22 protein-coding genes are annotated in these 17943 nt (G+C 70.9%); 15 read left to right on the top strand and 7 right to left on the bottom strand.

What is annotated here, in order from left to right:
* Positions 1 to 30: 30 nt before the first annotated feature.
* The 11 genes from ligD (at position 31) to OG622_RS10655 (ending at position 6544) form a co-directional block, all read left to right on the top strand.
* Positions 31 to 984 carry a non-homologous end-joining DNA ligase gene (ligD, locus tag OG622_RS10705; protein WP_371575190.1) on the top strand — a complete coding sequence of 318 codons (954 nt, stop codon included), beginning with the start codon at positions 31 to 33 and terminating at the stop codon, positions 982 to 984.
* Positions 985 to 1066: 82 nt separating this feature from the next.
* Positions 1067 to 1423, top strand: a complete 357-nt coding sequence (locus OG622_RS10700; protein WP_371575188.1) for a gas vesicle protein — start codon at positions 1067 to 1069, stop codon at positions 1421 to 1423.
* A 104-nt stretch (positions 1424 to 1527) separates the two neighbouring features.
* Positions 1528 to 1953, top strand: coding sequence for a gas vesicle structural protein GvpA (locus OG622_RS10695; RefSeq protein ID WP_371575186.1), 426 nt, complete (start codon positions 1528 to 1530; stop codon positions 1951 to 1953).
* The gene (locus OG622_RS10690; RefSeq protein ID WP_371575184.1) at positions 1950 to 2699 is read left to right on the top strand and encodes a GvpL/GvpF family gas vesicle protein; all 750 of its coding nucleotides are present in this window, start codon (positions 1950 to 1952) and stop codon (positions 2697 to 2699) included. The genes OG622_RS10695 and OG622_RS10690 overlap by 4 nt, the downstream gene beginning before the upstream one ends.
* Before the next feature lie 96 nt (positions 2700 to 2795).
* Positions 2796 to 3059, top strand: a complete 264-nt coding sequence (locus tag OG622_RS10685) for a gas vesicle protein GvpG (RefSeq protein ID WP_371575182.1) — start codon at positions 2796 to 2798, stop codon at positions 3057 to 3059.
* Complete coding sequence (locus OG622_RS10680; RefSeq protein WP_371575180.1) at positions 3056 to 3727, top strand: DNA primase; 672 nt, start codon at positions 3056 to 3058, stop codon at positions 3725 to 3727. The genes OG622_RS10685 and OG622_RS10680 overlap by 4 nt, the downstream gene beginning before the upstream one ends.
* Positions 3720 to 4898, top strand: coding sequence for an SRPBCC family protein (locus OG622_RS10675; protein WP_371575178.1), 1179 nt, complete (start codon positions 3720 to 3722; stop codon positions 4896 to 4898). The genes OG622_RS10680 and OG622_RS10675 overlap by 8 nt, the downstream gene beginning before the upstream one ends.
* The gene (locus OG622_RS10670) at positions 4895 to 5263 is read left to right on the top strand and encodes a gas vesicle protein (protein WP_371575176.1); all 369 of its coding nucleotides are present in this window, start codon (positions 4895 to 4897) and stop codon (positions 5261 to 5263) included. Before OG622_RS10675 ends, OG622_RS10670 begins: the two co-directional genes overlap by 4 nt.
* On the top strand, positions 5260 to 6081 hold the full coding sequence (locus OG622_RS10665) for a GvpL/GvpF family gas vesicle protein (protein ID WP_371575175.1): 822 nt from the start codon (positions 5260 to 5262) through the stop codon (positions 6079 to 6081). Before OG622_RS10670 ends, OG622_RS10665 begins: the two co-directional genes overlap by 4 nt.
* Positions 6078 to 6266: a gas vesicle protein gene (locus OG622_RS10660; protein WP_005482370.1), complete on the top strand. Its 189-nt coding sequence runs from the start codon at positions 6078 to 6080 to the stop codon at positions 6264 to 6266. Before OG622_RS10665 ends, OG622_RS10660 begins: the two co-directional genes overlap by 4 nt.
* Positions 6263 to 6544, top strand: a complete 282-nt coding sequence (locus OG622_RS10655; protein ID WP_005482371.1) for a gas vesicle protein K — start codon at positions 6263 to 6265, stop codon at positions 6542 to 6544. Before OG622_RS10660 ends, OG622_RS10655 begins: the two co-directional genes overlap by 4 nt.
* A gap of 88 nt (positions 6545 to 6632) precedes the next feature.
* On the opposite strand, the gene OG622_RS10650 is transcribed toward OG622_RS10655, so the two are convergent.
* Both OG622_RS10650 and OG622_RS10645 read right to left on the bottom strand, forming a co-directional pair.
* Entirely contained in the window at positions 6633 to 7454 is an 822-nt protein-coding gene (locus OG622_RS10650; RefSeq protein ID WP_371575172.1) for a methyltransferase domain-containing protein, read from the bottom strand.
* Positions 7455 to 7565: 111 nt separating this feature from the next.
* Positions 7566 to 9059, bottom strand: a complete 1494-nt coding sequence (locus OG622_RS10645; protein WP_371575170.1) for a bifunctional phosphatase PAP2/diacylglycerol kinase family protein — start codon at positions 9057 to 9059, stop codon at positions 7566 to 7568.
* A gap of 145 nt (positions 9060 to 9204) precedes the next feature.
* On the opposite strand from OG622_RS10645, the gene OG622_RS10640 reads away from it, so the two are divergent.
* The 3 genes from OG622_RS10640 to OG622_RS10630 all read left to right on the top strand — a co-directional run bounded on the left by OG622_RS10640 (position 9205) and on the right by OG622_RS10630 (position 11764).
* A complete protein-coding gene (locus tag OG622_RS10640; protein ID WP_371575168.1) occupies positions 9205 to 10824 on the top strand; it encodes an ABC-F family ATP-binding cassette domain-containing protein in 1620 nt (539 codons plus the stop codon).
* A gap of 122 nt (positions 10825 to 10946) precedes the next feature.
* Positions 10947 to 11180: a DUF6158 family protein gene (locus OG622_RS10635; RefSeq protein WP_371575165.1), complete on the top strand. Its 234-nt coding sequence runs from the start codon at positions 10947 to 10949 to the stop codon at positions 11178 to 11180.
* Positions 11177 to 11764, top strand: coding sequence for a TIGR03086 family metal-binding protein (locus tag OG622_RS10630; RefSeq protein WP_371575163.1), 588 nt, complete (start codon positions 11177 to 11179; stop codon positions 11762 to 11764). Before OG622_RS10635 ends, OG622_RS10630 begins: the two co-directional genes overlap by 4 nt.
* A 125-nt stretch (positions 11765 to 11889) precedes the next feature.
* On the opposite strand, the gene OG622_RS10625 is transcribed toward OG622_RS10630, so the two are convergent.
* The 4 genes from OG622_RS10625 to OG622_RS10610 form a co-directional block, all read right to left on the bottom strand.
* Positions 11890 to 13995, bottom strand: a complete 2106-nt coding sequence (locus tag OG622_RS10625) for a catalase (protein ID WP_371575161.1) — start codon at positions 13993 to 13995, stop codon at positions 11890 to 11892.
* The gene (locus OG622_RS10620; protein ID WP_371575160.1) at positions 13995 to 14537 is read right to left on the bottom strand and encodes a type 1 glutamine amidotransferase domain-containing protein; all 543 of its coding nucleotides are present in this window, start codon (positions 14535 to 14537) and stop codon (positions 13995 to 13997) included. The genes OG622_RS10625 and OG622_RS10620 overlap by 1 nt, the downstream gene beginning before the upstream one ends.
* Before the next feature lie 274 nt (positions 14538 to 14811).
* Positions 14812 to 15231: a CBS domain-containing protein gene (locus tag OG622_RS10615; protein ID WP_371575158.1), complete on the bottom strand. Its 420-nt coding sequence runs from the start codon at positions 15229 to 15231 to the stop codon at positions 14812 to 14814.
* A 90-nt stretch (positions 15232 to 15321) separates the two neighbouring features.
* Complete coding sequence (locus tag OG622_RS10610; RefSeq protein WP_371575156.1) at positions 15322 to 15768, bottom strand: DUF2795 domain-containing protein; 447 nt, start codon at positions 15766 to 15768, stop codon at positions 15322 to 15324.
* A 165-nt stretch (positions 15769 to 15933) separates the two neighbouring features.
* On the opposite strand from OG622_RS10610, the gene OG622_RS10605 reads away from it, so the two are divergent.
* Positions 15934 to 16065, top strand: coding sequence for a hypothetical protein (locus tag OG622_RS10605; RefSeq protein ID WP_371575154.1), 132 nt, complete (start codon positions 15934 to 15936; stop codon positions 16063 to 16065).
* Between the two features lie 60 nt (positions 16066 to 16125).
* On the opposite strand, the gene OG622_RS10600 is transcribed toward OG622_RS10605, so the two are convergent.
* Positions 16126 to 17940, bottom strand: a complete 1815-nt coding sequence (locus tag OG622_RS10600; RefSeq protein ID WP_371575152.1) for a thiamine pyrophosphate-requiring protein — start codon at positions 17938 to 17940, stop codon at positions 16126 to 16128.
* Between the last annotated feature and the right edge of the window lie 3 nt (positions 17941 to 17943).

Below are 17943 nucleotides of genomic sequence, written 5' to 3'. Positions count from 1 at the left end.
CCGCGGTCCGTACGCAGAAGGGAATCGGTGATGGGGGACACGCGCACGATGCGGGTCGGCCGCCGTACCGTCGAGATCCACCGCCCGGACAAGGTGCTGTTCCCCGCGGACGGTGGCGGTGGGAGTGGCGATGGCGGTGGCGGTGGCGGTGGCAAGGAGTACACCAAGGGCGATCTCGTCGCCTACTACCGTGCCGTCGCTCCCTTCATGCTGCCTCATCTGCGCGGGCGCCCGCTGATGCTGGAAAGGCATCCGGACGGGCTCGAAGGGCCCATGTTCATGCAGAAGAACACCCCCGAGCACTACCCGGACTGGATCGAACGCGTAGAGGTGTCCAAGGAGGGCGGCACGGTCGTCCACCCGGTGTGCGAGAACGCGGCCACCCTCGTCTACCTCGCCGACCAGGCCTGTCTCACCCTGCACCGCTGGCTCTCCCGGACCGGCAGCGTCGACCGGCCCGACCGGCTGGTCTTCGACCTCGACCCGGCTGCGGACGAGTTCGAACAGGTCCGGGAAGCGGCACACGACGTTCGGGAGCTGCTCGACAAGCTGGAACTGCCGTCCGTGCCGATGACCACCGGCTCCAAGGGCGTCCACGTCGTCGTTCCGGTGAACGGCCACGACGACTTCGACGCGGTGCGCGACTTCGCGAAGCAGGTCGCCGACGAACTGGTGCGTGCACACCCTGGGCGGTTCACCACCGAGGCCCGCAAGAAGGACCGCGGCGAGCGGCTCTACCTCGATGTGCAGCGCAATGCCTACGCCCAGACCGCCGTCGCCCCCTACACCGTGCGCGCCCGCCCCGGCGCGCCCGTGGCGACGCCCCTCACCTGGGAACAACTCGACGACCCGGCCGTCGACGCCCGCCGCTGGACCCTGGCGGACGCCGTCGAACAGGCGCGCACCGACCCCTGGGCGGGTGCGATGAGCAGGGGCCGGGCACTGGGACCGGCACGGCGGCGGCTCGCGGCGCTGCGCCGCTGAGAGCCGCCGAGAGCCACTGAGAGCGGCTGAGACCGAAAGGTTTGACCAACGGAGGTGTGGCCACTCGGTGTTCGAGGTGGCCATGTCGAACACATCCAACACGTCAAAAACACAGAGTTCACGGAAGTCCCAGGAAGCGGACAAACCGGAAGAAACGAAGGAATTGGCGGGCGACCGGCCCAGCCCCATGCAGGTGCTGCGGCATGCGCGGACCCAGCTCGCGGAGCTGACCGGTATGGCGCCCGAGTCCGTGTCGTCGTTCGAACAGACCGAGGACGGCTGGGTTTTGGAGGTCGAGGTCCTGGAGATCGCCAGGGTCCCCGACACGATGAGCCTGCTCGCGAGTTATCGCGTGGAGCTCGACCCCGAGGGCGAGCTCACCGGCTACCGCCGCGTCCGCCGCTACGAACGCGGCAGGGCCGACCCGCATCGCCGTTAGGCCGTCGTCCCGCTCCAGCATCCACAGAGCAGCGGATCCACACAGCAGCGGATCCACAGAGCAGATCCACAGACAAGATCCAGATATAAGGAGGATCGGCCGGTATGACCGTAGTCCCGGCACAGCAGTCCGGCGGCGGAGGCGGCAGCAGCGGCCTGTACGACGTCCTGGAGCTCATTCTCGACAGGGGGCTCGTCATCGACGCGTTCATACGAGTCTCCCTGGTCGGCATCGAGATCCTGAAGATCGACGTCCGGGTCGTCGTCGCCAGTGTCGACACCTATCTGCGCTTCGCCGAGGCGTGCAACCGGCTCGACCTGGAGGCCGGGCCGCGCAAGAGCCCGGGCCTGCCGGACCTCGTCGGTGAGATCACCGAGTCCGGAGCGCGCGGCAAGTCCAAGGGGGCGCTGTCCGGCGCCGCCGAGACGATCTCCGACGCGTTCAAGCAGTCCCGCGAGGAGAGCCAGTCCGAGGCGCGGCCACGGGCCCGCAAGACCACGAGCTCGCGCAAGAGGGAGGAACAGGAGTGAGCACGTACGTCTATGGCATCACGGCGAGCTCGCACCCCGCCCTCCCCGAGGGCGTGGGCGGGGTGGGCGACCCCGCGCGCCCGGTGCGCGTCCTCACGGAGGGTGAGCTGGCGGCGATCGTCAGTGAGGCCCCCGAGGGGCTGCGCCCCAAGCGCAAGGACCTGCTCGCCCACCAGAACGTCCTGAGCGAGGCGGGTGCGAACGGTTCCGTGCTGCCCATGCGGTTCGGCAGTGTCGCACCGGACGACGCGTCCGTCACCGGCGTGCTCGCCGAACGCGCGAAGCACTACCTGGAACGGCTCGGCGCCCTCGACGGCAAGGTCGAGTACAACGTGAAGGCCAGCCACGACGAAGAGGCCGTGCTCCACCGGGTGATGGGCGAGAACCCCGAGCTGCGCGCCATGACCGAGGCCAACCGGCAGGCGGGTGGCGGCACGTACGAGGACCGGCTGCGGCTCGGCGAGATGGTCGTCGCCGCGGTGCAGGCCCGCGAGGCCGACGACGCGGCGGCGCTGCAGCGGGCGCTGGAGCCGGTCGCCGCGGCCGTCAGCGCGGGCCCCGACTCCACCGGTTGGCTGGCCAATCTGTCGTTCCTCGTGGACCGGCAGTCGGCCGCGGTGTTCATCGACGCCGTGGAGGAGGTCCGCAAGAGCCATCCGCACATCGAGGTGCGCGTGAACGGGCCGCTGCCGCCGTACAGCTTCGTCGAACCGGGGCCGGCACAGCCCGCCGAGACGACGCATTGACAGCGCGTTCCGTGCGTTCCGTGCGTTCCGCGCATGTCCACGCCGGGACGCCGACGGGTGGCGCGCACGGCGTTCCACGGCTGAGGAGGCGAGTACATGGGACTGATCACCGAGGTGCTGCTGCTGCCGTTCGCACCGGTGCGCGGCAGCCTCTGGGCGGTGAGACAAGTGGTCACCGAGGCCGAGCGCCAGTACTACGACCCGGCGGCCGTCCGTGCCGATCTCGCCCGCCTCGAGCAGCGGCTCGAAGCGGGCGAGATCGATGAGGAGGAGTTCGACCGATTGGAGGACGAACTCCTGGACCGGCTGGAGATCAGCTCGCAGAGGAGCACAGGAACCGGGAACGGGAAGACACAATGAATCGAATCGGACTGGGCCTCGCCGTAGGGGCCGGATACGTCCTCGGACGTACGAAGAAGATGAAACTCGCGTTCGCGGTCGGCACCATGGTGGCCGGCAAGCGGATGCAGCTGAGTCCGCGGGTGCTCGCGGACCTGGTCTCCCAGCAACTGCGGAACAACCCGCAGTTCAAGGAGATCGGGGACCAACTCCGCGGGGACCTGCGCGGTGTCGGCAAAGCGGCCACCGGGGCGCTGGTCGAGCGGCAGATAGAAGGGCTCGCCGACCGGCTGCACGGACGCACCTCGCAGGTGCGCGACCAGCTCGCGGACGTGGCCCCCGACCTGCCGGGGCGCGGCGGGAAGGACCGCGACGACGCGTACGCGGACGAGGCGGACGACGACGAGTACGCCGACACGCGTGACGAGCACGACGAGCACGACGAGCACGACGAGGAACCTGAGGAGAAGCCCGCGCGCAGGCGCCCGGCGAAGAAGACGGCACCCAGGTCGGAGGGGAGGCCGGCAGCGAAGAAGGCTCCCGCCAAGAAGGCCGCCGCCCCGGCACGGAAGACCGCGGCGAAGAGGGCGACCGCCAAGAAGACCGCCCCCGGCAAGGCTCCCGCCAAGAAGGACGCGCGCAAGGCCACCGGGTCGCGGGCCACGAGGGGAGGCGGCGACGATGACTGAGACCCTCGGCGCGGCGAACGGACGCGCGACGGATCGGGCGGAGAACGCGACGAGGAGCAACCCGCTCACCGAGGTGGTCCACGGCGAGGCCGTCGACCACCTCAAGGCCGAGGCCCGGGAGTATCTGGCCGTCCAGGCGCAGCGGCTCCTGGTCGGCGCCGGCCGCAAGCTCGGTGAGACGACCGGCAAGCTCAACGACATCGCCGACGGCAACAGCCCCGGCTTCGCCAAGCTCGCCCTCGACGGCGGGCGCAAGCTCGCCGAGGGCAAGGGGCCGCTGCGCACCGCCCTGGAGGTGGGCGCCGGCCGCGCCAAGGACAACGTGCTCGGCGCGCTCAAGAACCTCGGCGGCGGCAAGGGTAAACGCAAGGGCGGCTCGGGCAACAAGCCCACGGTGATCATCGAGTCCATCGACGTCGGGGTGCCGGTGCGCACGGCGTACGACCAGTGGACCCAGTTCCAGAGCTTCAGCACCTTCGCCAAGGGCGTGAAGAGCGCGAACCGGGCCGACGACACCCACTCCGACTGGCAGCTGAAGATCTTCTGGTCCAGCCGGAGCTGGAAGGCCCACACCACCGAACAGGTGCCCGACGAGCGGATCACCTGGACGTCGGAGGGTGCCAAGGGCACCACGAAGGGCGCCGTCACCTTCCACTCCCTGGGGGACAACCTCACCCGGGTCCTGCTGGTCCTGGAGTACTACCCGAAGGGTCTCTTCGAGAAGACCGGCAACATCTGGCGGGCCCAGGGCCGCCGGGCCCGGCTCGACCTCAAGAACTTCGCCCGCTTCATCACCCTCAGGGGCGAGGCCGAGGACGGCTGGCGCGGTGAGATCCGCGACGGCGATGTCGCCGTCAGCCACGAGGACGCCCTCGCGGAGGAGGAGCAGGAGGAGCAGGAGGCCGGGGCGCCGGAGGACGACGACGCCGAGGCCGAGTACGACGAGGAGCCGGAGCCGGACGAGGAGCCCCGCGACTCCGACGAGGCCGATGAGACCGACGAGTACGCCGACGAGGACGTGGCGGAGGACGCGGAGGACTCGGAAGAGGTCCCCGAGGACGAGTACGAGGACGTTCCCGAGGCCGAGGGCGACGCCGGGGAGGACACCGAGGAGGAACCGTACGAGGATGAGGACGAGGAACCGGCCGCGGCGGGCAGGAGCCGTCGATGACCTTCCCGAGCCGGGTCCCCGAGCCGTACGGCCAGAGCGGTGGGAGTGCCAATCTGGCCGACATCCTGGAGCGTGTACTCGACAAAGGTCTGGTGATCGCGGGTGACATCCGCATCAACCTGCTCGACATCGAACTGCTCACGATCAAGCTGCGCCTGATCGTCGCCTCCGTCGACAAGGCCAAGGAGATGGGGATCGACTGGTGGGAGACCGACCCGGCGCTGTCCTCCAACGCCCGCCGCGACGAACTCTCCCGTGAGAACGCCGAGTTGCGTGCCCGGCTCGCGGAGCTGGACGAGGACGGGTACCGGCGGGAGCCGGAGCCGGCCATCGAGCGCGGCCGCGCCAGAGAGGAGCCCTCATGACCGGACTGCGTTACGTGTACGCCGTCTGCCGCCCCTTCGACGCGGCGCTCCAGTCCCAGCTCACCGGGGTCGCGGGCGCGCCGCCCCGGCAACTGCGTCACCACGACCTGATCGCCGTGGTCAGCGAGGTGCCGGAGCGCGACTTCGCGGAGCAGCCGCTGCGCGCCCATCTGGAGGACCTGGACTGGCTGACCGAGACAGCCCGTGCCCACCAGAGCGTGATCGACGCCCTCACCGTCGTCACCACGCCCCTGCCGCTCCGGCTCGGCACCGTGTTCCGCGACGACAGCGGCGTACGGGTCATGCTGGAGGCCCGCGAGGAGGGCTTTCGGCGGACCCTGGACCGGCTGGCGGGCCGGGTGGAGTGGGGCGTCAAGGTGTACGCGGAGTCCGAGGAGGGGGAGGCGGCCCAAGAGCCCGCCAAGGTCTCCTCCGGGCGCGACTATCTGCGGCAGCGACGGCGGAGCCACCGGGCCCACGAGGAGATGTGGGAGAACGCCGACCGGTTCGCGCGCGCTCTGCACGGCACCCTCTCGGAGTTCGCCGAGGACACCCGGCTGCACGCCCCGCAGAATTCCGCGCTGTCCGGCGTGGCGGGACGCAATGTGCTGAACGCGGCCTATCTGGTGCCGCGTACCCATTCCGAGGAGTTCGTGGAACTGGTGGACCGCACGAAGGGCGAGGAACCGGGATTGCGGGTGGAACTCACCGGGCCGTGGGCGGTCTATTCCTTCAGCGGAGAGGGTGGAGAGGGCGGAGAGAGCCGAGAGGGTCGAGAGGGTCGAGACGGTGTGGAGAGCGTGGAGGACGGCCCGTGACCGTGATCGAACGCCGTGAAGTGGCCCTGGTGGATCTCCTCGACCGGCTCCTCGCCGGCGGGGTCGTCATCACGGGTGACCTCACCCTGCGCATCGCGGACGTCGATCTCGTCCGCATCGACCTGAACGCGCTGATCAGCTCCGTGAACGAACAGGTTCCGTCCCCCTGGGGAGGCATCGAGTGACCGGCCGCAACCGCGTCGAACTGGAGCCCGACACGGTGGAGAGGGACCTCGTCAAGCTGGTCCTGACCGTCGTCGAACTGCTGCGCCAGCTCATGGAGCGGCAGGCGCTGCGCCGCTTCGACACCGGGGAGCTCTCGGAGGACCAGGAGGAGCGCATCGGGCTCACGCTGATGCTGCTCGACGACCGGATGACCGAGCTGCGCGAGCGCTACGGACTGCGGCCCGAGGACCTCAATCTGGACCTCGGGCCGCTCGGACCGTTGCTACCGCGGGAGTGAACGCGGAAGTGGATTCACCTGCGAACGTGGGTGAATCCACCACTCGTTGCGAACCTCCTGATGGTCCGGGTTTCCGGAATGTGCCCTTTCAGGCCGCCTTACGGCAGAGAATCTCTCCGTGCAGCACGGCGAACCAGCCGTCCTCCTGCCGCCCCCACTCCCGCCAGGCCGCCCCGATCGCGTGGAGCTGCTCGGCCGTCGCGTGACCGCTCTCCGTGGCCCGCTCGGCGTACGCGGAGGCCACCGTCCGGTCCGCCCACAGTCCGCTCCACCAGGCCCGCTCGTCCGCCGTGGCGTAGGTCCAGGTGGCGGAGGTGGCCGTGATGTCGGTGAGTCCGGCGCGCAGGGCCCAGGACTTCAGCCGGCGTCCCGCGTCGGGCTCACCGCCGTTGGCGCGGGCCACCCGGCGGTACAGGTCCAGCCAGTGGTCCATGCCCGGGGACCCGGGGTACCAGGTCATCGCCGCGTAGTCGGAGTCACGGACGGCGATCAGACCGCCCGGCCTGGTCACCCGGCACATCTCGCGCAGCGCCCGCACCGGGTCGCCGACGTGCTGGAGCACCTGGTGGGCGTGGACCACGCAGAAGGTGTCGTCCGGGTAGTCCAGGGAGTGGACGTCCGCGACGGCGAAGTCCACGTTGCCCAGACCGCGTTCGGCCGCTGTGGCGCGGGCCTGGTCCAGGATGCCGGGGGCGTGGTCGACGCCGGTGACCTGCCCGTCCGGCACGAGGGCGGCCAGGTCCGCGGTGATGGTGCCCGGACCGCAGCCGATGTCCAGGATCTTCATGTGGGGCTTCAGCGAACCGAGGAGGTAGGCCGCCGAGTTGGCGGCCGTCCGCCAGGTGTGCGAGCGCAGCACCGACTCATGGTGTCCGTGCGTGTAGACGGCGGTCTCCCGTGCCTTCGACATGGCCGTTCCCCTTCCACGAGGTCCGTGAGGTCCACGAGTTCGTTCCCGAACCGTACGCGAGCGCCCCAAATAATGAGACCGCCGTCTTGAATTGTGGACTGGCGTGGTGGGTCAGTGCAGCGGTACCGGCCGGTAGACCGTCAGCGCCTCCGGGAGCTTGCGGAGCGTCAGATCGCCCCGCACCTCGGTGACTTCGCCGTCGTACGCGAGGAGGGTGCCCGGCGCGATGCCGTCCACCCGCAGCCGCCGTACGCGGACCGCCGCGTGGGCCGGGGTGCGGGTCAGCGGGCCGGCGACGGCCGCGGCCAGCAGCCGCAGGGCCGGGCGGCGGCCGCCGTGCACCACGCGGACGTCGAGCAGCCCGTCGGCCAGGTCGAAACGCCGGGCCGGGGCCAGGCCCAGCTGGTGATAGGTGCCGTTGCCCGCGAAGAGCAGCCAGATCGGGCGCGGCCGGCCCTCGAAGGTGGCCAGCAGCGGACGGCGGTCGGAGCGCAGGACGCGCAGCGCCGCGATCACGCCCGCCGGCCAGCCGCCCGTCACCTTCTCCCAGCGCTCGCGCTCGCGGACCAGCTCGGGATAGACGCCCAGGCTGAACGTGTTGAGGAAGTGGCCCTCCGTATCACCGGTGGTGAAGTGCCCCAGGTCCACCCGGACGGCCTCGCCCCGGCGCACGGCGCGGCCCAGGCCGCGCACATCCTCCACACCGAGGTCGTACGCGAAGTGGTTGAGCGTGCCGCCGGGGAGAACGGCGAGGGGGAGTCCGTGGCGCAGGGCCACCTCGGCGGCGGCGTTCACCGTGCCGTCGCCGCCGCACACGCCGAGCACACGCGCATGGGCGGCGGCCTTCTCCAGCTCGGCCCTCACATCCTCCGGTTCGCACTCCACGGTCTCGGCGCCGGGCAGTACGTCCCGCAGGGCACGCACCCGGTCCGACGTCCCCGAGGCCCGGTTCGCGACCACGACCAGCCCGTCCCCGTCCGGCAGCGCGGGCGCGTCCACGTACGGGCGGCCGGGCGGCGGGAGCAGGTCGCGGGTCGGCACGATGCCCCGTACGGCGTAGGCGGCGCCCACACCCAGGGCGGCGCCCACCAGGACGTCGCTGGGGAAGTGCACGCCCGTGTACACGCGGGACAGCGCCACGGCGGCCGCCATCGGTGCCACGGCCGCGCCCCAGCCGCGCGACTCCAGGGCGACACCGGCCGCGAAGGCGGCGGCGGAGGCGGAGTGGCCCGACGGGAAGGACGTGGTGATCGGCTGCCGCTTCAGCTGCCGGGTCAGCGGGACGTTGTCCAGGACCGGGCGGGGGCGGCGGACGGTCCGCTTGCCGAGCGTGTTGATCGTCGCCGAGGCGAGTGCGAGCGAGGCGACGCCCCGGACGGCTGCCCTGCGGGCCCTCGGACTGCGGGTCGCCGCGATCGCCGCCGCCGTGGCGAACCACAGCACCCCGTGGTTCGCGGCGCGGCTCAGCTTGGGCAGGAGGGGGTGCGCGCCCGGCCAGTCGCGGGTCGCCACCGCGTTGAACAGGCGGCTGTCCGCGGCCAGGAAACGGTCGCGGAGGATGTGGTGGCCCGGGGGGCGGACGGTGAGGTCGACGTCTGGGGTCATGTGTCCACGGGTACCCCATGAGGGCGCGAGCGTGTCGGGCGGGGTGGGGTTGCGGCAGGAACCTGATCCTGCCGGGGGCGGGCAGGTCGGGCAGGTCGGGAAATGGATTTGCTCGGTTGTTCCCCTGCCTCGCACAATGCGCCCCATGGGACATCTCGAAGCCGCTCATCTGGAGTACTACCTGCCGGACGGGAGGGCGCTGCTCGGGGACGTGTCCTTTCGGGTGGGGGAAGGGTCGGTCGTCGCGCTGGTCGGGCCCAACGGGGCCGGGAAGACGACGTTGCTGCGGCTGATCTCCGGGGAGCTGAAGCCGCACGGCGGATCGGTGACCGTCAGCGGAGGGCTCGGGGTGATGCGACAGTTCGTGGGGTCCGTGCGGGACGAGTCGACCGTGCGGGACCTCCTGGTGTCGGTGGCGCAGCCGAGGATCAGGGAGGCCGCGAAGGCGGTCGACACCGCCGAGCACGGGATCATGACCGTGGACGACGAGGCGGCCCAGCTGAAGTACGCGCAGGCCCTCTCCGACTGGGCAGAGGTGCGCGGCTACGAGGCCGAGACGCTGTGGGACATCTGCACGACGGCCGCGCTCGGCGTGCCGTACGACAAGGCGCAGTGGCGGCAGGTGGGGACGCTCTCCGGCGGTGAGCAGAAGCGGCTCGTGCTGGAGGCGCTGCTGCGCGGCACCGATCAGGTGCTCCTCCTCGACGAGCCCGACAACTACCTCGACGTACCCGGCAAGCGGTGGCTGGAGGAACGGCTGGCGGAGACCCGCAAGACCGTGTTCTTCGTGTCGCACGACCGGGAACTGCTGTCCCGCTCCGCCGAGAAGATCGTGAGCGTGGAGCCGGGGCCGGCCGGCGCGGACGCCTGGGTGCACGGCGGCGGGTTCGCCACCTACCACGATGCGCGGGCGAAGCGCTTCGAGCGCTTCGAGGAGCTGCGCAGGCGCTGGGACGAGAAGCACGCCCAGCTGAAGAAGCTGGTGATGACGCTCCGGCAGATCGCTGAGAACAGCCCCGACATGGCCTCCCGCTACCGTGCCGCCCAGACCCGGCTGCGCAAGTTCGAGGAGGCCGGGCCGCCCCCGGAGCCGCCCCGCGAGCAGGACATCACGATGCGGCTCAAGGGCGGGCGTACCGGGGTAAGGGCCGTCACCTGCAAGGGACTTGAGCTGACCGGGCTGATGAAACCCTTCGATCTGGAGGTCTTCTACGGCGAACGGGTCGCCGTCCTCGGCTCCAACGGTTCGGGCAAGTCCCACTTCCTGCGGCTGCTCGCCGGCGGCGACGTGGCCCACACGGGGGAGTGGAAGCTCGGCGCCCGGGTCGTGCCGGGGCATTTCGCGCAGACACACGCCCACCCGGAGCTGGTGGGGCGGACGCTGCTCGACATCCTGTGGAAGGAGCACGCCCAGGACCGCGGCGCGGCCATGTCCCGGCTGCGCCGCTACGAGCTGACCCACCAGGCCGAGCAGTCCTTCGACCGCCTCTCCGGCGGCCAGCAGGCCCGCTTCCAGATTCTGCTCCTGGAGCTCCAGGGCGTCACGGCCCTGCTGCTCGACGAGCCCACCGACAACCTCGACCTGGAGTCGGCGGAGGCCCTGCAGGAGGGCCTGGAGGCCTTCGAGGGCACCGTCCTCGCCGTCACCCACGATCGCTGGTTCGCTCGCTCGTTCGACCGCTTTCTCGTCTTCGGCTCCGACGGCCGTGTACGGGAGACTCCGGAGCCGGTGTGGGACGAGCGGCGGGTGGAGCGCGCCCGCTGACACCGGCCCCACCGACCCCACCGGGCGGGACGGGTCCGGCTCCGTACGGCGTACGCGGAAGCCCGGGGCCCCGGATCTTCGTACAGTGGAGGGAGAGCCGCGACGAAGATCGGGGTACCACCATGACCGGAGTGCACCCGGACCAGCTGGACGACCAGCAGTTGATGAAGGAGCTGGAGTCGATCCACCGCACGCGTCACGACACGCTGCTGCACGGTTCGACCGATGCGCTGCGTACCCACAACGTACGGATGGCGCAACTGGAGGGCGAGTACCTGCGCCGCCACCCGCGCCGGCCGGTCCTCTCGGGCCGCACCCGCGACGGCGCGCGGGATCGGGGAACGGCGACGACATGACGCCGGACGCGCGTAGGCGTGCGCTGCTCGACCGGCACGCGGAGGCTCAGAGCCTCTTCGGTGCCCGGGTGCATGCCGTCCGTGACGATCAGTGGGGGGCTGACACGCCCTGCGCCGAATGGTCCGTCCGTGACCTCGTCAACCACCTCGTGTCCGAGCAGCTGTGGGTGCCGTCGCTGGTGCGGAACGGCTGCATGATCGAGGAGGTCGGCGACACGTTCGAGGGGGACCTGCTGGGGCCGGACCCCGCGGCGTCCTGGGACACGGCCGCGCATTCCGCGCGGGATGCTTTCGCGGCGCCCGGTGCGCTCGAACGTACGGTCCATCTGTCGTCCGGGGAGACTCCGGCGACCGCGTACTGTGCGCAGATGGTCGCCGATCTCGTCGTGCACGCGTGGGATATGGCGCGGGCGATCGGCTTCGACGAGCGGCTGCCTGGGGAGCTGGTGTCGTTCGCCGTGGACGAGGTCACGCCGTATGCGGGGGAGCTGGAGAAGAGCGGGCTGTTCGGGGCGCGGGTGGCTCCGCCGGTGGGTGCGGACGCGCAGACCAGGTTGTTGTGTCTGCTCGGGCGGAGGCCGTAGTTCGAAAAGGCGGGGACGACTCGGGGCTTGTACGGACTTGAAGGACCGCCTCCTTCGAAGGTCCGCCTGCCCCTGAAGGGCCGGCCTGTCCTTTCGGGGGCGGCGCGGCCCTTCGGCGGTCGTCGTCAGCAGCCGGGCGGTGGGCGGTTCCCATGGCGGTGGGATGCGATCGCTGCCACGAACTCCCTGGTGAAGTCCTCGCTCGCCCTGCCCTGGGCCGTGTCCGTCACGACGCCCCGGTCCGTCACCACATGGTGGAACTCGGAGGAGAGGCGTACGCCCTCGGGTCGCAGGGCGGCGACGATGCCCACGCCGGAGCCGAGGGCGCCGATCGGTTTGCCGTGGCGATAGGCGTCACGGACGAAGCGCATGGCGTCGGGGTCGGTCGACAGGGCCGGGGTGGCGACAGGGCCGCCGGGGAGAAGGACCGCGTCATAGAGGACGGACGCCACCGTCGGCAGGGCACGGTCCACGGTGTACTCCGCGCCGTCAGCGCCACGCACGGTGCCGTCCCGGGCCGCCAGCGCCTCGACGATCGCCCCCTCGGCCGCCAGCGCCTCCCGCACGCCGGTCACCTGCCCCGCGTCCACGCCGTCGGCGACGAGGACGGCGATCCGCCGGGTCCGGATGGAACCGGGACCGCGCTGGGACTCCAGGCTGAGGGCGGGGGAGGTGAGCTTGTACGGCACCGGCTCGGCGTCCGTCGGGACCTGTACGCCGACGCCCTTCGCCACCTCGGACGCCAACTCCGGGTCCACCTTCGCCAGTTGCTCCACCGTGCGGGCGCGGACGGCGAGGGCGCCGACCTTGCCGAGTTCGAAACGGAAGGCCGCCACGATGTGCTGCTTCTCCCAGGGCGCCATGCTGTTCCAGAACATGGCGGGCTGGCTGTGGTGGTCCTTGAAGCTCTCGCTGCGGCGGCGGATCGTGGCGCCGTCGACGCGTTCGGCGTAGTGCGTGTAGGCGTGCGGGTCGACGCCCGCGTGGGCCGGGCAGCCGCCGCCGAGGGAGTTCGGGAAGTAGTTCGTGCCGCCGTGGACCGCCGACTGGTGGTAGCCGTCGCGGTGGTTGGTGCGTACGGGGGCGACCGGGCGGTTCACCGGCAGTTGACTGAAGTTGGGGCCGCCGAGGCGGATCAACTGGGTGTCCAGGTAGGAGAAGTTGCGGGCCTGGAGCAGCGGGTCGTTGGTGAAGTCGATGCCCGGCACGACATTGGCGGTGTGGAAGGCGACCTGTTCCGTCTCCGCGAAGAAGTTCTCGGGGTTGCGGTCCAGCACCATGCGGCCGATCGGCCGTACCGGCACCTGCTCCTCAGGAATGAGCTTCGTGGCGTCGAGCAGATCGAAGTCGAAGGCGAACTCGTCCTCCTCCGGCACGAGTTGGACGCCCAGCTCCCACTCCGGGTACTCGCCGGCCTCGATCGTGTCCCACAGGTCCCGGCGGTTGAAGTCCGGGTCCCGGCCCTGGCACTCCTGCGCCTCGTCCCACACCAGCGAGTGCGTGCCCAGCTTCGGCTTCCAGTGGAACTTGACGAACGTGCCCCGCCCGTCGGCGGTCACGAAGCGGAAGGTGTGCACGCCGAAGCCCTGCATCATGCGGTAGCTGCGCGGGATCGCCCGGTCCGACATCAGCCACATGATCGCGTGCAGTGTCTCCGGCTGCAGCGACACGAAGTCCCACAGTGTGTCGTGCGCGGACGCGCCCGTCGGGATGTCGTTGTGCGGCTCCGGCTTCACCGCGTGCACGAAGTCCGGGAACTTGATGCCGTCCTGGATGAAGAAGACCGGGAAGTTGTTCCCCACCAGGTCGTAATTGCCCTCCGACGTATAGAACTTGGTGGCGAAGCCGCGCACGTCCCGCACGGTGTCCGCCGAGCCGCGCGGCCCCTGCACGGTCGAGAACCGTACGAAGACCGGGGTGCGGACCGACGGGTCCTGGAGGAAGGCCGCGCGGGTGAACTCCGCGCAGGACTCGTACGGTTCGAAGTAGCCGTAGGCGCCCGCGCCCCGTGCGTGGACGACCCGCTCCGGGATCCGCTCGTGGTCGAAGTGGGTGAGCTTCTCCCGGAAGTGGAAGTCCTCCATCAGGGTCGGCCCGCGCTCGCCGACGGTCAGGGAGTCGTCGGTGTGGTCGACGGCCACGCCCTGGTCGGTGGTGAGGGGACCCGACGCCGGGTCGTCCGGGTGGGCGGCCTCACGCTGTTCTCGCTTGCGGTCCATGGGTGAGCTCATCAGGCCGCCTCCTGGGAGAACACGTCGAGGAACGCCTCGCAGAACGCCTTGAGGTCGTCCGGCCTGCGGCTGGTGACCAGCTTGTTGGGGCCGTGGTCGCAGATCCTGACCTGCTCGTCGACCCAGGTGCCGCCCGCGTTGCGGATGTCCGTGCGCAGGCTCGGCCACGAGGTCAGGACCCGGCCGCGGACCACGTCCGCCTCGATCAGCGTCCACGGCGCGTGACAGATCGCGGCGACCGGGCGGCCCCGCTCGAAGAACTCCCGGACGAACGGCACGGTCCGCTCGTCCATGCGCAGGAAGTCCGGATTGGCCACCCCGCCGGGCAGGACCAGCGCGTCGAACGACTCGGCCGGAGCCTCGCCCACCACGGCGTCCACGGAGAACGTGTCCGCCTTGTCGAGATGGTCGAAGGCCTGGACGCGGCCGGGCTTCGTCGACACCAGCACGGGCTCGTGGCCGGCGTTCTTCGCCGCCTGCCAGGGGTCGGTCAGCTCGATCTGTTCGACGCCCTCGGGTGCGGTCAGGAATGCGATACGCATGGCTGCTCAGTCTCCTTTCCTTGCTTTGTTCCGTGTCCTGTTCCGTGCCTTGTTCCGTCGCTCATCGGGCCACCACCCGCAGGATGTGCAGCTCCGGGTCCGACGGGTCCGGCACGTACATGCCGTGCTCGACAGCGGAGCTGAGGTACTCCGGGCCGTCCCGTCAGGTGGGGGCGGTACCCGGCCGGTCTCGCGGGTCGGGGCCTGCTCGGGCCGGTCCGTCGGGTCGTGGCCGGACTCGGGGGCCGCCCTCTCAGGCCGGGGCCCCGCCCGGTCAGGTGTCCGGCTCGGCCCGGCTGATGTGGGCGAGCGCCGACCCCGGGTCCTGCGAGACGGCCAGGTCGCCGAGGCTGACCATGCCCACCGGCTCCCCGTCCTTCACGACGGGGAGCCGGCGTATCGCGTGGTCGCGCATCAGCGCGACGGCGGTGGACACCGCGTCGTCCGGGCCGATCACGACCGGGTTCGGGGTGCAGACGGCCTGGGCGCTCACCGTCAGCGGGTCCGCGCCCTCGGCGACGGCGCGCAGCGTGATGTCGCGATCGGTCAGGACCCCGATGACCTGCTCGTCCGTCGAGACGAGCACGTCCCCGATGTCCTGGGCCCGCATCAGCTGCGCCGCCTCGACGAGCGAGGCGTCCGGGCGGACCGCCACCGCACCTGGCGTCATGACTTCCCTCACGAACTCGGCCATGGCTTTTCCGGTCCTTCTGTCGCTCCGCCCCGACGGCGGTGGCACGCCGACATCGGCGTGACGCTGCCCGCGGTACCCGCGAGCAGGGGCCTATGTGTCTGCGTCGTGTGCGGGTTCCCTGCCGCCCGCCGGGGGCCGCGACGCACCGCCGTCGGTCTCATCCTGGGCGTGGACCACTGCCTCCGCGAGCCGGTGCACCGAGTCGTAGCGCTCCTTGCGCGGCAGCCGCTCCAGGGGCTCCACGAGCCCGTCCGGGGCGTGCCGGTCCCGCAGCACACGCATCAGCTCGGCGGGGCCCGCCGGGAAGGACGTACGGCCCAGGACCCGGCCCAGCTCCAGCCGCAGCGCCTCCACCCGGGCGGGCGCACGGCTCGGCGTCACCGGCCCGTACGTGACCTCCGGGTCGTCCTCGGCGTACGGCTCCGGGTCGTGCCATTCCTCCGTCCGGGTGGGGTGCCCCGAACGGAGCAACCCCTGCAGTTCGTGCTTCATCTCGTCGTCGCGGTGGGCGCTCATCCGGTTGCTGCCTCGCTGCATGACTCCCCTCCAGATGGGTTGGTGGCCCCCCGCGTACCCGAAGACCCTGGGCCGACACGGACGCGGCCCACCCGATTCCGTTCGGCGCCCGGGTTTGCCCGTCCGCGCGGGGGAGACCCGGCGAGACACCCCTCACCGCACATTCCCTGGGGAAGGACCGGGCTCATGGCGGTAGTCGCTGTGATCATTCCGCTGCTGATGCTCGGCGTCGTACTGGCGCTGGGCCGCTACGAGGAGATGGTGCTGCCACCCATGGAGCGGGCCGACCGGCCGGAACAGGCCGTGCCGATCCGCTGAACGGGTGACGGCGGAGCTCGCGTCCGGTGTCCAGGGCCACCGGACGCGAGCTCCGGCCGTCTACGACCGCCTGCCGCCCTTGTCCTTCTCCCGGTTGCCCGGCAGGAACTCCTGCACCTTCGCCTTGAAGCCCTGCCTGACCATGGACCCCCGGTCGGCGTCGCCCTTGAGGATCGAGGCGGCCGTGGACTCCATCTGCTCCCAGGTGGCGTGCGGCGGGATCGGCGGCACGGCAGGGTCGGTGAGGAACTCGACGACCGCCGGACCGTCGGCCGCCAGCGCCGCCCGCCAGCCCGCCTCGACGTCCTCGGGCTCCTCCACCCGGATGCCGGTCAGCCCCAGGGAGCGCGCGAAGGCGGCGTACTGGACGTCCGGCAGCTCCTGCGAGGGCAGGAAGGACGGTTCCCCGCCCATCGCCCGCAGCTCCCACGTCACCTGGTTCAGGTCGTGGTTGTTCCAGACGGCCACCACCAGCCGCGGATCCTCCCAGCGGTCCTTGTACTTGGCCGCCGTGATCAGCTCCGCCATGCCGTTCATCTGCATCGCTCCGTCCCCGACCAGGGCGATCGCGGGACGGTCCGGGTGCGCGAACTTCGCGCCGATCGCGTACGGCACTCCGCAGCCCATCGTCGCCAGCGTCCCCGACAGCGACCCGCGCATGCCGTCCCGCATGGTGATGTGCCGGGCGTACCAGTTCGCCGCCGAACCGGAGTCCGAGCAGATGATCGCGTCGTCCGGCAGCAGCGCGTCGAGGGTGTGGGCCACCAGCTCCGGATTGATGGGGTCGGCCGACAGCTCCGCCCGCCGTGCCGTCACCTCGCGCCAGCGCGCCACGCCCGCGCACACCTCGTCGTACCACTCCCGGCCCCGCTCGGGATCGATCAGCGGGATCAGCCGCTCCAGCGTCGCCTTCGCGTCCCCGATCAGGTTCACCTCGTACGGGTAGCGCATCCCGACCATGTGCGGGTCGATGTCGATCTGTACGGCCCGTGCCTTGCCGAAGTCCGGCAGGAACTGCGAGTACGGGAACGACGAGCCGATGGTCAGCAGTGTGTCGCAGTCGCGCATCAGCTCGTAGGAGGGGCGGGTGCCCAGCAGACCGATCGAGCCGGTGACGTACGGCAGTTCGTCGCTCAGCGCGTCCTTGCCCAGGAGCGCCTTGGCGACGCCCGCGCCGAGCAGCTCGGCGATCCGCGCGACCTCGGCGCGGGCCACGGCGGCGCCCTGCCCGATGAGGATCGCGACCTTGTCCCCGGCGTTCAGGATCTCGGCGGCCCGTTCGACCGACTCCGTCGAAGGCACCGCCGTCCAGGAACCGCGGTCCAGGCTGGACGGGACCATCTTGAACTCGTGGGTCGGCGCCGAGTACTCCAGCTCCTGCACGTCCCCGGGGATGATGACAGCCGTCGGCGCCCGGCGGGCGTACGCGGTGCGGATCGCCCGGTCGAGGACGTTCGGCAGCTGCTCGGGCACGGTCACCGTCTCGACGAAGTCCGAGGCCACGTCCTTGAACAGGGTGTGCAGGTCGACCTCCTGCTGGTACGAGCCGCCCATCGCGCTGCGGTGTGTCTGGCCGACGATCGCCAGCACCGGCACATGGTCCAGCTTGGCGTCGTACAGACCGTTGAGCAGATGGATCGCGCCGGGACCCGAGGTCGCCGCGCACACTCCGAGCCGCCCGGAGAACTTCGCGTAGCCGACCGCCTGGAACGCGGACATCTCCTCGTGCCGTGACTGGATGAACCGGGGCCGGTCCTCGGCCCGTCCCCAGGCCGCGAGCAGCCCGTTGATGCCGTCGCCCGGGTAGCCGAATACTTGTTCGACTTCCCATTCGCGCAGCCTTCGCAAGATGTGATCGGCGACCGTGGTGTTCATACT

It is taken from the genome of Streptomyces sp. NBC_01314, from assembly GCF_041435215.1.
In the GTDB taxonomy this organism is placed as follows: domain Bacteria; phylum Actinomycetota; class Actinomycetes; order Streptomycetales; family Streptomycetaceae; genus Streptomyces.
This window is presented reverse-complemented; position numbering and strand designations above follow the sequence as displayed.

Bases quoted from the DNA above. Each gene is read 5' to 3' on its own strand.
- ligD (WP_371575190.1), top strand. From the start codon at position 31: ATGGGGGACACGCGCACGATGCGGGTCGGCCGCCGTACCGTCGAGATC.
- OG622_RS10700 (WP_371575188.1), top strand. From the start codon at position 1,067: ATGTCGAACACATCCAACACGTCAAAAACACAGAGTTCACGGAAGTCC.
- OG622_RS10695 (WP_371575186.1), top strand. From the start codon at position 1,528: ATGACCGTAGTCCCGGCACAGCAGTCCGGCGGCGGAGGCGGCAGCAGC.
- OG622_RS10685 (WP_371575182.1), top strand. From the start codon at position 2,796: ATGGGACTGATCACCGAGGTGCTGCTGCTGCCGTTCGCACCGGTGCGC.
- OG622_RS10680 (WP_371575180.1), top strand. From the start codon at position 3,056: ATGAATCGAATCGGACTGGGCCTCGCCGTAGGGGCCGGATACGTCCTC.
- OG622_RS10675 (WP_371575178.1), top strand. From the start codon at position 3,720: ATGACTGAGACCCTCGGCGCGGCGAACGGACGCGCGACGGATCGGGCG.
- OG622_RS10670 (WP_371575176.1), top strand. From the start codon at position 4,895: ATGACCTTCCCGAGCCGGGTCCCCGAGCCGTACGGCCAGAGCGGTGGG.
- OG622_RS10665 (WP_371575175.1), top strand. From the start codon at position 5,260: ATGACCGGACTGCGTTACGTGTACGCCGTCTGCCGCCCCTTCGACGCG.
- OG622_RS10650 (WP_371575172.1), bottom strand. From the start codon at position 7,454: ATGTCGAAGGCACGGGAGACCGCCGTCTACACGCACGGACACCATGAG.
- OG622_RS10645 (WP_371575170.1), bottom strand. From the start codon at position 9,059: ATGACCCCAGACGTCGACCTCACCGTCCGCCCCCCGGGCCACCACATC.
- OG622_RS10640 (WP_371575168.1), top strand. From the start codon at position 9,205: ATGGGACATCTCGAAGCCGCTCATCTGGAGTACTACCTGCCGGACGGG.
- OG622_RS10635 (WP_371575165.1), top strand. From the start codon at position 10,947: ATGACCGGAGTGCACCCGGACCAGCTGGACGACCAGCAGTTGATGAAG.
- OG622_RS10630 (WP_371575163.1), top strand. From the start codon at position 11,177: ATGACGCCGGACGCGCGTAGGCGTGCGCTGCTCGACCGGCACGCGGAG.
- OG622_RS10625 (WP_371575161.1), bottom strand. From the start codon at position 13,995: ATGAGCTCACCCATGGACCGCAAGCGAGAACAGCGTGAGGCCGCCCAC.
- OG622_RS10620 (WP_371575160.1), bottom strand. From the start codon at position 14,537: ATGCGTATCGCATTCCTGACCGCACCCGAGGGCGTCGAACAGATCGAG.
- OG622_RS10615 (WP_371575158.1), bottom strand. From the start codon at position 15,231: ATGGCCGAGTTCGTGAGGGAAGTCATGACGCCAGGTGCGGTGGCGGTC.
- OG622_RS10610 (WP_371575156.1), bottom strand. From the start codon at position 15,768: ATGCAGCGAGGCAGCAACCGGATGAGCGCCCACCGCGACGACGAGATG.
- OG622_RS10605 (WP_371575154.1), top strand. From the start codon at position 15,934: ATGGCGGTAGTCGCTGTGATCATTCCGCTGCTGATGCTCGGCGTCGTA.
- OG622_RS10600 (WP_371575152.1), bottom strand. From the start codon at position 17,940: ATGAACACCACGGTCGCCGATCACATCTTGCGAAGGCTGCGCGAATGG.